At 68.3% G+C, this 14,923-nt stretch carries 9 protein-coding genes and 1 pseudogene; 4 read left to right on the top strand and 6 right to left on the bottom strand.

The genetic code is table 11. The features are described 5' to 3' along the window. Window positions 1–15 precede the first annotated feature (15 nt). The 6 genes from ACSAMQ_RS09350 to ACSAMQ_RS09325 form a co-directional block, all read right to left on the bottom strand. On the bottom strand, window positions 16–2,136 hold the full coding sequence (locus ACSAMQ_RS09350; protein ID WP_435395382.1) for a TonB-dependent receptor: 2,121 nt from the start codon (window positions 2,134–2,136) through the stop codon (window positions 16–18). Window positions 2,137–4,186: 2,050 nt separating this feature from the next. After that, on the bottom strand, window positions 4,187–5,164 hold the full coding sequence (locus ACSAMQ_RS09345) for a ribokinase (protein WP_435395381.1): 978 nt from the start codon (window positions 5,162–5,164) through the stop codon (window positions 4,187–4,189). Window positions 5,165–5,168: 4 nt separating this feature from the next. Next, window positions 5,169–6,467, bottom strand: coding sequence for a NupC/NupG family nucleoside CNT transporter (locus ACSAMQ_RS09340; RefSeq protein ID WP_435395380.1), 1,299 nt, complete (start codon window positions 6,465–6,467; stop codon window positions 5,169–5,171). Between the two features lie 121 nt (window positions 6,468–6,588). After that, entirely contained in the window at window positions 6,589–7,725 is a 1,137-nt protein-coding gene (locus ACSAMQ_RS09335) for a GGDEF domain-containing protein (protein ID WP_435395379.1), read from the bottom strand. Between the two features lie 87 nt (window positions 7,726–7,812). After that, the gene (locus ACSAMQ_RS09330; protein ID WP_435395378.1) at window positions 7,813–8,400 is read right to left on the bottom strand and encodes a TMEM165/GDT1 family protein; all 588 of its coding nucleotides are present in this window, start codon (window positions 8,398–8,400) and stop codon (window positions 7,813–7,815) included. Window positions 8,401–9,642: 1,242 nt separating this feature from the next. Continuing rightward, the gene (locus ACSAMQ_RS09325) at window positions 9,643–10,596 is read right to left on the bottom strand and encodes a hypothetical protein (protein ID WP_435395377.1); all 954 of its coding nucleotides are present in this window, start codon (window positions 10,594–10,596) and stop codon (window positions 9,643–9,645) included. A 70-nt stretch (window positions 10,597–10,666) separates the two neighbouring features. Between ACSAMQ_RS09325 and ACSAMQ_RS09320 the strand changes: the two genes are divergently transcribed. From ACSAMQ_RS09320 to ACSAMQ_RS09305, 4 genes and pseudogenes are all read left to right on the top strand, one after another. Beyond that, on the top strand, window positions 10,667–11,638 hold the full coding sequence (locus ACSAMQ_RS09320) for an aldo/keto reductase (RefSeq protein WP_435395376.1): 972 nt from the start codon (window positions 10,667–10,669) through the stop codon (window positions 11,636–11,638). 108 nt (window positions 11,639–11,746) lie between these two features. Continuing rightward, window positions 11,747–11,998: a hemin uptake protein HemP gene (gene hemP / locus ACSAMQ_RS09315; RefSeq protein WP_435395375.1), complete on the top strand. Its 252-nt coding sequence runs from the start codon at window positions 11,747–11,749 to the stop codon at window positions 11,996–11,998. A gap of 365 nt (window positions 11,999–12,363) precedes the next feature. Further along, window positions 12,364–14,574 (top strand): TonB-dependent hemoglobin/transferrin/lactoferrin family receptor, encoded by a 2,211-nt coding sequence (locus tag ACSAMQ_RS09310; RefSeq protein WP_435395400.1) that lies wholly within the window; start codon window positions 12,364–12,366, stop codon window positions 14,572–14,574. Window positions 14,575–14,577: 3 nt separating this feature from the next. Continuing rightward, window positions 14,578–14,923, top strand: a pseudogene (locus tag ACSAMQ_RS09305) (Hemin transport protein); the annotation flags it as partial.

Below are 14,923 nucleotides of genomic sequence, written 5' to 3'. Positions count from 1 at the left end.
GGACCGGAAGCGGACTCAGAAACGATATTGCCAGCTCGCGCTCAACACCCGGCCGCGGCCGGCGACGTAGGTGTCGTTGCGCGGCGTGCTCTGCGAGTAATAGGTCACGTACTGCTCGTCGAGCAGGTTCTCCACGCCGAGGTTGAGCTGGCCGACCGGCAGCTTGAAGCGGGCCTGCAGGTCGAGGGTGGTGTAGCCGTCGGTGCTGGCGACGCGCACGCCCTTGAGGTCGAAGTCGCGGTCCAGCGAGCGGCTGCCCTGCAGGCGAGTGGAGATCGTCTCGTTCCAGCTGTGATCCCAGAACGCGATGATGCGGTCGGGACTGATGTTGATGCCCGGTAGGTCGCTGTCGACGCGGTCGTCGCCGTCGCTGTCGTAGCGGCCTTCCGCGCCGGCGTAGCCCAGGCCGACCCGGCCGGCCTCGGAGAACTGGAACGCCAGGTTGGCTTCGACGCCGCGGATCTCGGTGCGTTCGCGCACCACGTTGTAGCTCTGGGTGTTGCGGTCGAAGGACAGGCGCGAGCCGAGGTCGGAGTCCGACCAGTACGCCGCCACGTGCGCGACCCAGCGGCCGTTGTCGAAGTCCAGGCCGACCTCGCGGTTGTCGGAGACCACCGGCGACAGGTCGACCAGGTTGTCGACGCGCTGGTTCGGCGCGGTGATGCCGCGCAGCACCCGGCCGATGTCGGCGACGGTGTAGCCCTCCGAGTACGAGGCATAGAATTTCAGAGAGTCGCTCGCTTCCCAGACCGCGCCGAAGTTCGGCAGGGTCTTGCTGGTCTTGGGCGAGCCGCCCTCGACGAAGCGGCTGCCGCCGGCGTTGGCCGGGATGGTGCTGAAGTCGTCGACCTTTAGCCGGCCCCGTTCGTGGCGCAGGCCGCCCGTCAGCATCACCTTGTCGGCGACCCACCATTCGGCCTGGACGAACGGCGACCAGGATTCGTACTCGGTTTCCGGCACCCATTTCAGGCCGCTGACCACCAGCTCCTGATAGGTCGTGTCGCGGCCCCAGTCGAGGCCGAGGGTGACGCGCAGGCGCTGGTCGAACAGGTTGTCGCGCGACCAGCTGAACTTGCCGCCGAGCTTTTCCGAGACGTTCTGCGACTGGTCCCACCAGTGCAGGTCGCGGCCGTCGCGCCAGAAGTCTTCCCAGTCGGTGGCGCCGTACAGGCCCTTGAAGTCGACCCAGTACAACTGCGCCTGCAGATAACCGCCGGCCATGGACTTGTCGGTGTAGTCGAGCACCAGCGAGGTCGAGCGGTTGCGCGCGCCCTGGCCCTCGCGGCTGCCGCGCGCCGAGGTGGCCAGGCGCCCGGTGCGGATGTCGCCGTTGACGGTGATGTAGTCGTTGTTGCCTTCGAGCTCGTAGCGGTTGGCGGTGAGCTGCAGGCGGCGCTGCTCGTCGATGTCCCAGCCGGCCTTGGCGAACAGGTTGTTGCTGCGCGCGTCCATCAGGTCGCCTTGGATGTCGTTGACCGCGATCGCGTCGCCGTTGCCGTCGTAGTACAGGCCTTCGCTGGCGAAGGACGCGCCGCCGACGAAGTCGAGCGCGCCCTGGCGGGTGCCGAACAGGTAGGAGCCGCGGTAGCCGCTGCCGTCGCTCTGGCTCGGGAGCGCGGTGCTGGCGCCGAGGCTGAGCTCGTGGAAGCTTTCGCCGTCCTGGCGCGGCGCGCGCTTGGTGATGATGTTGATGATGCCGCCCGAAGCGCCGAGGCCTTGCAGCGCATTGGCGCCGTGGATGACTTCGATGCGTTCGATCATCGCCGGGTCGATGGTGTGGCCGTCGCGACCCCCTTCGCGCAGCGGCGTCGACTGCGGCACGCCGTCGACCAGGTACAGCGGTTTGCGCCCGCGCAGGGTTTCGCCGCCGTTGGTGAGCTTCTGCCGCGATGGCGCGAACGAGGGGATCAGGTTGGCGAGGACCTGCGAGATGTCCTGGGTCACGGCCAACTGCTGGCGCAGTTGTTCCTGGTCGATCACGGTGATCGTATTGGCCAGCGCGGCCTCGGAGTTCGGCATGCGGCTGGTGCTGGCCGACACGGTGACCCGGTCGATGTCCTTGGCCTCATCGGCGTGGGCGACGGACGCGGCGAGGGCCGCCAGCACGGCGCTGGCGAGTAGCGGGAGACGGGGCATTCGGGATAGGCCTGAGAACTGCGACAGGGTTGGCATGTTAATGCGAACCATTCTCAAACTAAAGAGTGGGCGGGTTTTGCCCCTGGCGGAACCCGGTTGGTGGGCGTTTCCGGCCTGTGGGGGCGCCGCGACCCCGCATCGGAGGCGCTGGCTCCAGGGTAGGAGCGCGCGAGCCGCGACCGAGGACGAGTAGAAACCGCATCGCCGGCGCCGCCGATCGAAGCCGTGAACCCTCGCTGGGGCAGGAGCGACGCGAGCCGCGACCGCATTGTTTCAACCTTGCTGCGTCGCCGGCTGGGTCCCCTGTAGGAGCGGCGTAAGCCGCGACCAAGGGACGGGTGGAAACCGCATCGCCAGCGTCGCCGATCGGAGCCGTGAACCCTCGCTGGGATAGGGGCGACGCAAGTCGCGACCGCATTGCTTCAACCTTGCTGCGTCGCCGGCTGGGTCCCCTGTACGAGCGGCGTAAGCCGCGACCAAGGGACGGGTGGAAACCGCATCGCCGGCGTCGCCGATCGGAGCCGTGAACCCCCACTGGGGTAGGAGCGACGCGAGTCGCGACCGCGCTGCCTAGGTCTTGCGGCGTATCTTTAGATCAAATGCAAAGCTTCCGTCCGCTGACGCGGCCGGGTACTTTCTTTTGTCTAAAGCAACAAAAGAAAGATAACCAAAGAAGTTGCTTTGTTTTGAATCACAAGCCCGCGCGGTCGATGCCGACGCAGGGATGCTCCAGACAGGCCCTCCATGGCCTGCTTGCGCACGGCCCGCCTCCCTGCGGGCCGCCCTACGGGTCAGCTTTCGACCGGCAAAGCGATAAAGCGAATCAAAATCCAGGCAACGGCAGACGATTCGAATCTGCTCTTGGGTAGGAGCGGCGCAAGCCGCGACCACGCAGCCCCGATCGCCCGCGCCAGCAGCCGCAGATTCGCGGTCGCGGCTTGCGCCGCTCCTATCCCGGCGAAAGTGCGCCGCTTCGATGGACGACATTGGCCCTGTTGTGCCACGCGTCCCGTGGTCGCGGCTTACGCCGCTCCTACAGGGGAGGCGTCGCCGCGCTCCGGTTCCCTGCTATCGGCTTTGGCTGTTGCTGTTGCTGTTGCCGTGCGTCGCCGCGCACTGGCGAAGGCCATCGAAGACCCGGAGGGCGGCGCGCAGGGATGCGCGCCGTTTTTAATCGGGACAAGGATGTCCCGTATGAAAAATCCCCGCGGAAGCACCGCTCGTGCGGGCCCTTGATTCAAAGAAAAGCAACTTCTTTGGTTAGCTTTCTTTTGTTGCTTAAGACAAAAGAAAGTAACCCGCCGCTTCAGCGGCGGAAGCTTTGGGTTTGATCTTGATCCAGATCTTTCTTGATCCATGCGCCGCAAGACCGGATCGTCGCGGTCGCGGCTTGCGCCGCTCCTACCCCTGGCGAACGCGCGCCGCTTCGATGGACGACATTGGCCCTGTTGTGCCACGTCCCGTGATCGCGGCTTACGCCGCTCCTACAGGGGGAGGCGTCGCCGCGCTCCGGTTCCCTGCTATCGGCTTTGGCTGTTGCTGTTGCCGTGCGTCGCCGCGCACTCGCGAAGGCCATCGAAGACCCGGAGGGCGGCGCGCAGGGATGCGGGCCGTTTTTCATCGGGACAAGGATGTCCCGTATGAAAAATCACCGCGTATGTATCGAACGCGCGGGCCCTTGATTCAAAGAAAAGCACTTTTCTTTGGTTACCTTTCTTTTGTTGCTTTAGACAAAAGAAAGTAACCCGCCGCTTTAGTGGCGGAAGCTTTGGGTTTGATCTTGATCCAGATCTTTCTTGATCCATGCGCCGCAAGACCGGATCGTCGCGGCCGCGGCTTGCGCCGCTCCTACCCTGGCGAAAGCGCCTTGCTTCGATGGGCGACATCGGCCTTTGCGTTTCTGCGCGTCCCGCGGTCGCGACCCACGTCGCTCCTACAGAGGTCCTACGTGATGACCCGAGTTGAGGGATGCAGGCGCGGCTCGCGTCGCTCCTACCCTTAAGACAATGCCGCCCCTCAAGGCAAATCCCGCCGGGGAGCCGCCCGCTTCTCAGCCGAAGCGCGCGCTCACTTCGGCATCGCGCGGCATCGCCGCCGCGGCGCCGACGCGCTCGGTCGACAAGCCAGCGTAACGATTCGCATAGGCGACCTGGCGCTCGAACGGGGCTGCCGGGTCGCGGGCGAGAGCGGCGGCGAGGGCGCCGTTGAAGGCGTCGCCGGCGCCGGTGGTGTCGACCGCTTTCACCGCCGCGGCGAGGCAACGGTAGTAAGCGCGGTCGTCGCCGCGCAGGGCGCCGTCGGCATGGGACACGAAGCAGCCAGCCTTGCCCAGGGTCAGGATCACGCTGCCGTGCCCCAGCAGGCGGCGGCAGTGCGCGTGCAGTTCGGCGTCCGGCAGGGCGCTGAGGGTGTCGGGGTCGAGCGCGCTGCCGGTGCGCTGGCGCAGTTGCGCGCAGAACTCGGTTTCGTTCGGGGTGATCACGTCGGCCAGCGCCCACAGCGCGTCGCTGGCGACGGCGTCGGCCGGGGCCGGGTTGAGCACGGTCAGCGCGCCGATGCGGCGCGCCGCGGCGAAGGCGGCTTCGGCCGATTCGACCGGCGTTTCCAACTGGCTCAACAGCACCTGGGCGGTGCCGAGCAGGGCGTCGTGGCTGGCGACGAACTCGGCCGACAGCTCGGCATTGGCGCCCGGGCCGATGACGATGGTGTTGCGGCCGTCGGCGTCGACGTAGATGCCGGCGGTGCCGGTCGGCGCTGCGCTGCGCAGGTCGCGCAGGTCGATGCCGTCGGCAGCGGCGAGCGCGCGGGCGAGCTGGCCGCCGGTGTCCTCGCCCAGGGCGCAGACGAAGCTGGTCCGCGCGCCGGCGCGCGCGGCTGCGGTGGCCTGGTTGAAGCCTTTGCCTCCGGGACCGGTGTGGTAGCGGCCGGCCAGAGTCTCGCCGGGCTGCGGCAGCGCGGCGAGGGACCAGACATGGTCGACGTTGAACGAGCCGACGACGACGACGCGGCCTGTGCTGGCTTGGCTCATGGGCTTAGGCGGAGAAGTGGGTCAGCACGCCGGCGATGGTCGCGGTCATGAAGGTCGCGATCGAACCGCCGAGCACCGCGCGCAAGCCGAAGCGGGCCAGGTCCTGGCGACGCTCCGGAGCCAGGCCGCCGATGCCGCCGATCTGGATCGCGATCGAGCTGAAGTTGGCGAAGCCGCACAGGGCGTAGGTGGCGATCAGGCGGCCTTCGTCGCTGAGGGCGACTCCGGCGACCTTGCCGTTGACGATGTCGGCCAGGTGGGTATAGGCGACGAACTCGTTGAGCACCACCTTCTCGCCGATCAGGCCGCCGACCACGTTGGCGTCGGCCCAGGGCGTGCCGATGACCCAGGCGATCGGCGCGAGCAGGAAGCCGAGCAGGGTCGACAGGTCGGTCGGCTTGCCGATGGCCGCGGCCAGGCCGGTCTGTTCGCCGAGCCAGGTCAGCGGCGCGTTGACCAGCGCGATCAGGGCGATGAAGGCCAGCAGCATCGCACCGATGTTGAGCGCCAGGCGCAGGCCGTCGCCGGCGCCGGCGGCGGCGGCGTCGATGATGTTGGCGGTGTTCTTCTCGACTTCCATCTTGACCGTGCCGCGGGTCAGCGGTTCGCCGGTCTCGGGCACCAGGATCTTAGCGATCACCAGGGTCGCCGGCGCGGCCATGATCGAGGCGGCGAGCAGGTGCTTGGCGTAGAACGCCTGCGCGTCCGGGTCGCCGGCGCCTAGCATGCCGACATAGGCGGCGAGCACGCCGCCGGCGATGTGGGCCATGCCGCCGATCATCATGGTGATCAGCTCGGACTCGGTCATCTTGGGGATGTACGGCCGTACGGTCAGCGGCGCTTCGGTCTGGCCGATGAAGACGCTGGCGCAGACGCTGGTGGTCTCGGCGCCGGACACGCGCATCACCTTGGTGATCGCCCAGGCCATCGCCCGCACCACCGCCTGCATCACGCCCAGGTGGTAGAGCACGCCCATCAGAGCGGAGAAGAAGATGATCGTCGGCAGCACCTGGAAGGCGAAGATGAAGCCGAATTTGCTGACGTCCATGAGGTCGCCGAAGATGAACTTCGAGCCGGCGCCGACGAACTCCAGCACGTGCACGAAGCCCTTGCCGATCGCGTCGAACACGTCCTTGCCGCCCGGCACCAGCAGCACCACCGAGGCGAAGGCGATCTGCAGGGAGATGCCGATCGCGACCAGCTTCCAGTCCACCGAACGGCGGTTGACCGAGAACACCCACGCAATGCCGACGAGCACCGCCAAACCGAACAGGCCGAAGGCCACGCGCGTAATCGAATCCACTCCACTCTCCCCGGGCGCCGGAGCCCCGGCGGCTTGTTAGCGACTTATTAATCGGGGCAGCCTAGTGCAGTGACGGCGCCAGCGGCAAGCTGCGCCGCGGGGCTTGCCAGGGCCGGCTCGTTCAGATATCGCGGGCGACCACGCGATTGCGGCCGGATTGCTTGGCCCGCTGCAGGCGCAGGTCGGCGCGGCGGAGCAGCCGTGAGAGGTCGCCGCCTTCCTGCGGAAACGTCACCAGGCCGGCGCTGAAGCTCAGCCATAGCGGCTCGGCGCCGCGGCCGGGCTCGAACGGGCGCTCGGCGACGGTGCGGCGGATCGCGTCGACCTCCTCGAAGGCGGTACCCAGCGGCTTGCGCATCACCAGCAGGAACTCGCCGCCGCTCAGCCGGACCAGCCACTCGCTGGGTTCGGCCTGCTCGCGCAGCACCGCGACCAGGTGGCGCAGGCTGCGGTCGCCGAGGCGGTGGCCGTAGTCGTCGTTGATGCGCTTGAAGTGGTCGAGGTCGATCAGGGCCAGGGTCAGGCTGCCGCCGTCGCGGCGCACGGTGTCGAACAGGCGCGGAATGCGGTGAGTCAGCCAGGTGCGGTTCGGCAGCCGGGTCAGGCCGTCGGTGCCGGACATCTCGATCAGCCGCTGCATCCGGTACACGACCATCGAGGTGGCGATGGTGATCATCGCCAGCAGGACGATGCGCTGGGACTGGCTGCCCACGGTGACCGCGCCGTAATCGCTCGACATCAGCTCTTCCGGCGAATCGGCGGCGGCGAACACCGCCACGATCAGCACCCCGTACTGGGCCAGGGCGAGCAGACCGGCGAACAGGGTGACCCGGCCGTCGCTGCGCAGCGCGGTCAGCAGGATCGCGAACAGATAGCCGCACCAGACGATCAGGCTGTTGAGCCCGGCCGGCAGGTGCTGGGCGGCGAGCGCGGCCAGGACCAGGGTGGTGGCGGTGACGTCGAAGCCGGCGGTCGTGAAGGGCAGCCAGCGGTAGCGGCGCTGGCGCCGGGCCAGGGCCAGCCACAGCTGCGAGAACACGTTGACGAACACCGCTCCGCCCAGGCCGATCATGGTTTCCTTGACGCTGCCGCCGCCGATCGCGTTGAACAGCGGCAGCAGCAACAGCATCGCGGCGAGCACCGCGCGCAGCCGCGCCACCAGCAGTTCGCCGCCGGCGCCGATCTCGAGCATGATTTCGTCCGGCCGCAGCAACAGCGCCACCAGTACGCCGCGCAACCTTCCGCCGATGCCGTGCATCCCTACGCGATCCCCTTGCCGTCCGCGGCGAGCATAGCGCGAGAGCCGGTCGCCCGGCTCCCGTGGTGGCACCCGCGTGGGTGGCGATCAGCCGATTCCGCGGACCGCGACCCAGATTGCGAGCGCCGCGAACACCGCCGCGGCGACGTAGCGCGCGGTTTTCAGCGGCAGGCGGTCGGCGAAACGGCTGCCGAGCAGGGCCACCGGCACGTTGGCGAGCAGCATGCCGACGGTGGTGCCGGCGATCACCGCCCACAGCGGCTCGTAGCGGGTCGCCAGCAGTACGGTCGCGACCTGGGTCTTGTCGCCGATCTCGGCGAAGAAGAACGCGATGGTGGTGGCGAGGAAGGCGCCGCGCGCCGAGAACTGCGGCTCCTCGTCGAGCCGGTCGGGCTTGAGCGTCCACAGCGCGACCGCGAGGAAGCTGGCGGCGACCACCCAGCGCAGCACTTCCGGCCGCAGCCAATGCGCGACCAGGGTGCCGAACCAGGCGGCTAGGGCATGGTTGAGCAAGGTGGCGACGAGGATGCCGGCGATGATCGGCCAAGGTTTGCGGAAGCGCGCGGCGAGCAGCAGGGCGAGCAACTGGGTCTTGTCGCCGATTTCGGCGAGCGCGACCGTGCCGGTCGAGACGAGGGTGGTGACGACCGAGGCCGGCAGAAAGGACAGATCCATGACAACTCCGGGGTCGGGCTTTCGCGTGGACGCGAAGGCGGACGATGCACGGCCCGACCCGGGTTGCGCGCAACGCCTGCCTTCGGTCTTGCCCGTGGTCGCTAGCGCCGCCCGGTCGGGTCGTGGACCCGGATCGTTCGCGCTGGCTGCCGCTCATGCGCCATGGCCGGTGGGCCAAGTGTGTTGACGCATGTCCCCGCGAGCCTGGCGGCTGCGGGTGGGCTACTCCCCGGAGGAGGAAAGTGGGGCGGATTGTAGCGGGAACGGGGGAGAAGATGGGGAATGAGAATCTTTTGCTATTGAGGGTGCGCGCGCTGGGTCTGGGGCCATCGAGGGCGGAGTAGCGGCGTGGGCGTAGCGTCCGTTGGGAGGCTTCGGCTCTAGGAGTAGGAGCGGCGCAAGCCGCTACCGCGTCGCCACCGGTTCGCGGCGCTATTGGCGGTAGCTCCCTGTGGAAGTGGCGCAAGCCGCGACCGCGTCGCAATCCGCTGCTGCACCTCTTATCGTGGGACGATGAAAGCAACATCAAGATCTAAAGCTTCCGTCCGCTGACGCGGCCGGGTTACTTTCTTTTGCCGGCCCAAAAGAAAGATAACCAAAGAAAAGGCCCTCCTTGACGAAGCTCCCTGCGAGTGCGCAGCGCGCGCCCTGTGCGCCGCCCTCCGGGTCTACGGTTGCATCGCGAGTTCGGTGCTGCCCCAAGCTCTGACGGCAACGGCAATCGTTGATGGCTATGTGACCGCTCCTACCCTGCGACAGCGTGTCGCCTCGACGGAGTGCATCGGCGCTGTTGTCTCTGCGCGTGCCGTGGTCGCGGCTTACGCCGCTCCTACAGGGGAAGCGTCGCGGCGCTCCGGTTGCTGATGCCGACTTTGGCTTTGGCTTTAGCCTTGGCCGTTGCTGTGCGTAGCCGAGCACTCGCGAAGGCCATGGAAGACCCGGAGGGCGGCGCGCAGGGATGCGCGCCGTTTTTCATCGGGACAAGGATGTCCCGTATGAAAAATCACCGCGTCGGCAACGCTCGTGCGGGCTTGTGATTCAAAAAGAAGCATTTTTCTTTGGTTACCTTTCTTTTGTTGCTTTAGACAAAAGAAAGTAACCCGCCGCTTCAGCGGCGGAAGCTCTGGGTTTGATCCTGATCCTGATCCTGATCCTGATCTTGGCCTTGATCTTGATCTTGATCTAGCTCGATCGATAAGTGCGCACGGCAAGATCAAATACAACAAATCGCGCCAGCTCACCTCACTGCGAACACGGACTCTCCACCCCCTCATCCGCATACAACGAAGCGAACCCCGCCGGCATGACACGGGGCATGCGCTGCAGGGGCGGTCTCAGGGTCGGGAAGTAATCGCGCTGCCACTGCGCGGCCAGGGCGGCGGCGGCCGGTTCGAGGGTGGCGTAGCGCGCCTCGGGGCGGTCGGCGGGTTTGCCGGACAGCCGGCCGATCAGCAGGCGCATGGCGCGGGCCTTGGTCGGGTCGTTCGGGATCAGGCCGGTGATCGGCGAGGAGTTGTCGCTGTAGCCGACCATCAGGTCGAACACCGAGGGCAGGTAACCGGCTTCGAACGCGAGCTGCATCATGTTGCCGGCCTCGGCGCGCCAGCGGTCGAATTCGGGCGTGCCCATGCGCGAGTAGTCGATCAGCACCGAGTCGCCGCGGGCGTAGCGGTACATCGCTTCGGGTTCGCCGGCGAGGGCGGCCTGACGCAGGTAATGGTTGCCCTGCTTCCAGGCATCGGCGGGTGCGTTGCGGCACTCGGCGACCAAGTGCCGCGCGCGGTTCTCGAGCTTGCTCATGTAGGCGCGTTGCTCGGCCGGCATGTCCGGCCGTGCGTTGTCGTCGGCCGCGGCCACTACTTGCTCGGCAGCGGTCAGGTCGGTGCAGCGCAGCAGCTCCATGCCGAGCTGGCAGGAGGCGCGGCTGTCGCCGCCGTCGGCCCGGTTCTTGAGTTCGGCCAGGGCCGGGTTGCGGTAGTCGCCGGCGGCCGGCTGGATCTTGCGCGGCGTGGCGTCGGCCGGTGCGGCGTCGCCCGCCGGGGGCACGGCGTCGGCGGGCTCGGCCTGTGCCGCATCGGGTTCGGGCGCGGCCGGCGCGGGCGTGCGCAGACGCCGCAGTTGCCAGGCCAACAGTGCGACCGCGATCGCGATGAAGATCACGATCAGGCCTCGGGTTTTCAGGTTCGTCGTCGCCACGGGCAGTCCTTTGTCGCATCGTCCAGGGGCGTAGCATGACCGCAGTCACCGCTCAGATTGGAGTGCATCCATGCAGTACCGTCGCCTCGGTTCATCCGGCCTCCAGATTTCGGCGCTGTCGTTCGGCGCCTGGGTCACCTTCGGCGCGCAGATCGGCCGCGAAACCGCCCGCGAGCTGATCGCCGCGGCCTGGGACCACGGCATCAATTTCTTCGACAACGCCGAAGGCTATGCCAACGGCGAGGCCGAGCGGGTGATGGGCGAGGCGATCGCCGGCCTGCGCCTGCCGCGCGACGGCTACTGCGTGTCGAGCAAGGTCATGTTCGGCTCGGTCGAGGAGCCGGGGCCGACCCAGAAGGGATTGTCGCGCAAGCATGTCACCGAAGCCTGCCACGACGCGCTGCGCCGGCTGCGTGTCGAACATCTCGATCTGTACTACTGCCATCGTCCCGACCCGGAGGTGCCGGTCGAGGAGACCGTATGGGCGATGGACGCGCTGATCCGCCAGGGCAAGGTCTTGTACTGGGGCACTTCGGAATGGCCGGCGGCGCTGATCCGCGAGGCGCACAAGATCGCTCGCGCCCATCACCTGCATCCGCCGACCATGGAGCAGCCGCAGTACAACCTGCTGCATCGCGAGCGGGTCGAGCTGGAGTACGCGCCGTTGTACGCCGAGCTCGGCCTCGGCACGACCATCTGGTCGCCGTTGGCCTCGGGCCTGCTGACCGGCAAGTACCGCGACGGCATCGCCGCGCAAAGCCGGCTCGGCCAGGCCGACCAGCAATGGCTGCAGCGGGTGGTGTTCGGCAGCTCGGAGCAGCGGCGGCCGCAACGGGCGGGAGCCTTCGTCGAGGTCGCGCGCGAACTCGGCGCGGAGCCTGCGCCGCTGGCGATCGCCTGGTGCCTGCGCAACCCGCACGTCTCCAGCGTGATCCTCGGCGCCAGCCGCACCGAGCAGCTGCTGCAGAACCTGCAGGCATTGGACTGGATCGAGCGCATCGACGAGGCCGGCTGGCAGCGGGTCGAGCGCGCGACGGCCTGAAGGGCGGGCGGCGCATGACCGGGGTCGCAGATCCGCGCGCCGGGGTGTTGACTGTCAAATGAGAATCATTATCATTCTTGTCGAGCCCACCCCCAACGAGCCACCGTCATGTCTCTGCGCAATCCGGTGCTGCAACTGAAACCCCGTGCCGAACGTCCCCTGGCTGCCGTTCCGGCGCCCGCTGCCTTGTCGTCGATCGCTTCGGCGTCGGCCACCTCCGCCGTCGTCGCCGCCGCCCAGGGCGTCCTGGTCGAGAGCACGGCGCTGCTTCGCGGCGCGCGCGAAGTGTTGATCCGCCACGGCGGCGAGGTCTATCGCTTGCGTCACACCCGCAACGACAAGCTGATCCTTACCAAGTAACCCCGCGATCGGCGTGGTCGGCGTGACTGGCGCGACCCGCCACGTCGGCCCGGCCGCACCCGCTTTCCGATCGACTTGACCGGATCGGCGCCCCCGATCCGATCGCAGCCCGCGTCATCCGCCATACCGCGCTCCGGCAGGGGCGCGGCATGGCGCGTCGGCTCCGGCCGACTCGCCAGCACCTTCTCTCTCAAGGCTGCCAGCCCCTCCGCTTTGCACAGTCGTTGCAACGGACGCCCGCTCGCCTCGGCCCAACCACTACCGAGTCCGACCGAATGTCCCGCGTTCCTACTATTGCCGTGCCCGCCCGTTCCGCTTCCCCGTGCCCGCGCGCACCGGCGCGCTCCGCGCTCGCCCTGGCCTTGATGCTGGCCCTGCCGGCGGCCGCCGCCGCGGACGAAGCCGCCGACAGCGCCGACGTCAACGAAATGCAGCGGGTCGTGGTCAGCGCCACCCGCACCGAGCGCGCCGTGCAGGACGTGCCGGCGACGGTCGGCGCGATCGACCGCGAGCGCATGGACCGCGAACTGGTGCGCGACCTGAAGGACCTGTTCCGCTACGAGCCCGGCATCGAAGTCGGCGCCAACAGCGAACGCTTCGGTCTCGGCGACATCCGCATCCGCGGCCTCGGCGGCAACCGCGTGCGGGTGCTGGTCGACGGCATCTCGGTGTCGGACGGTTTCTCGATCGGCAGCTTCTCCAGCGCCGGCCGCAATTTCGTCGACCTCGACACGATCAAGGAAGTCGAGGTGGTGCGCGGCCCGAGCAGCGCCTTGCACGGCTCCGACGCGCTCGGCGGCGTGGTCTCGTTCGCGACCAAGGACCCGGCCGACTACCTCAACGACGATGCCGGCAGTTACTTCGGCCTCAAGGCCGGCTACGACGGCAAGAACGAAAGCCTGTTCGGCGGCGCCACCGCGGCGTTCGGCGGCGAGCGCTGGTCCGGTCTGGTCGTGCTCAATCACCACCAGGGCGAGGAAACCGGCAACCAGGGCGGCAACGCCGCGCTGGACGCGCGCCGCACGCGCCCCAACCCGCAGAGCAGCGACGGCCGCAGCCTGCTGAGCAAGCTGGTGTACGCGCCGAGCGACCGCCAGCGCTTCCGCCTGACCGTGGAAGGCAGCGAAGACCAGACCGACACCCAGGTCTTCAGCGCCCGCGGCACCGCCTTGTCGATGCCGGGCGCGCCGCAGGTGCGGGTGCTGTCGCAGACCGGCGACGATCGCCAGACCCGCGCGCGGGTCGCGTTCGCGCACGAAATCGACAGCCTGGACAGCGTGCTCGCCGATTCGCTGCGCTGGCAGATCTATCGCCAGGACAGCGAGACCACCCAGCGCACCCGGGAGCAGCGCGCCAGCGTGATCGGCGGCCGCGAGGTCGGCCCGACCCTGCGCCTGCGCGAGTTCAATTTCGACCAGCGCGTGTACGGTGCGGAGGCCACCGCGCACAAGGACTTCGCGACCGGCGCGGTCGAGCACACCCTGACCTACGGCTTCGAGTACGAAGCCACCGAGTTCCGGCAGAAGCGCGACGGCCGCGCGATCAACCTGACCACCGGCGCGGTCAGCAGCGTGATCTCGCCCGACACCTTCCCGGTGCGCGATTTCCCGGTCAGCAAGACCCGCAACGCCGGCGTGTTCGTGCAGGACGAGATCCGCTTCGCCGACGGCACGTTCCGCCTGGTACCGGCGGTGCGGGTGGACCGTTACGAACTGCGTCCGCAGCACGACCCGATCTGGAACGCCGACAACCCCGGGGTGGAGATCAGCGACCTCAGCAAGACCAGCGTCTCGCCCAAGCTCGGCGCGGTCTGGCACTTCGCCGAGGACTGGTCGTTGTTCGGTGGCTACCAGCGCGGCTTCCGCGCGCCGCCCTACAGCGACGTCAACCTCGGCTTCACCAATCTGCAGTTCGGCTACACCGCGATCCCGAACCCGGACCTCAAGCCCGAAACCAGCGACGGCTACGAACTCGGCCTGCGCTTGAGCACCGCCGCGGCGTATGTGCAGTTGTCGGTGTACTCCAACGACTACCAGGACTTCATCGAATCCAACCGCCAGGTCAGCGCACCGCCGCAGACGCCGTTGATCGTGTTCCAGTCGCAGAACGTCGCCAAGGCGCGCATCCGCGGCGTCGAGCTGCGCGGCGGGGTCGATTTCGGCCAGCTCTCCGAAGGCCTCGCCGGCTGGTCGCTGCGCGGCGCGGCGGCCTGGAGCGAGGGCGAGGACAAGACCAGCGACCGGCCGCTGGAGTCGGTCGCGCCGTTGACCGCCACCCTCGGCGTGGCCTACGACCGCGAAAGCTGGGGCCTCGAACTGGCCGGCCGTTTCGCCCACCGCAAGACCGACCTGCCGGCGCCGAACCGCTTCGCCACGCCCGGCTACGGCGTGCTCGACCTGCTCGCGCACTGGGACTTCGCGCCCGGCGCCCAGTTCAACGTCGGCGTGTTCAATCTCGCCGACAAGAAGTATTGGGACGGCGCCAATCTGCCCGGCCTCAGCGCAGGCAGCGCCATCGTCGACCGCTACACCGCGCCCGGCCGCAACGTCGGCATGAGCGTGGCGGTGAGCTGGTAAACCATGCGCGCTCCGTCGCCGACCGCGAGGCTCGATCGCGCCGGCCTGCCGGCGCCGGAGCGCCTGGCCGCAGTCGCGACGGTGTTGTGCGTGTATCCCTCGCGCCATCGCGACGCGCTCGACGGCTGGCTGCAGGCGCACAGCGCCGAGCGGCTGGTCCGCCACGACGGCGAGGCCTCGTGCGAGGCCTTGCTGTTCCGCAACGGCGCCGGGCGTGCCTGCTGGCGTTTGTATCTGTTGCCCGACAGCGACTTCCTGGCCTGGGACGATGCCGCCGCCGAGCTGCCCGCGCACCGCGGCTCCGAGGCGCGCGGCGGCCTGTGGCCGCGTCTGCGCCGTCGCTGGTGGC

The organism is Lysobacter sp. 1R34A (assembly GCF_051217035.1).
Classification (GTDB): Bacteria; Pseudomonadota; Gammaproteobacteria; order Xanthomonadales; family Xanthomonadaceae; genus Lysobacter.
Note: the sequence above shows the minus strand (reverse complement) of the source record. Positions and strands in the feature narration are given on the sequence as shown.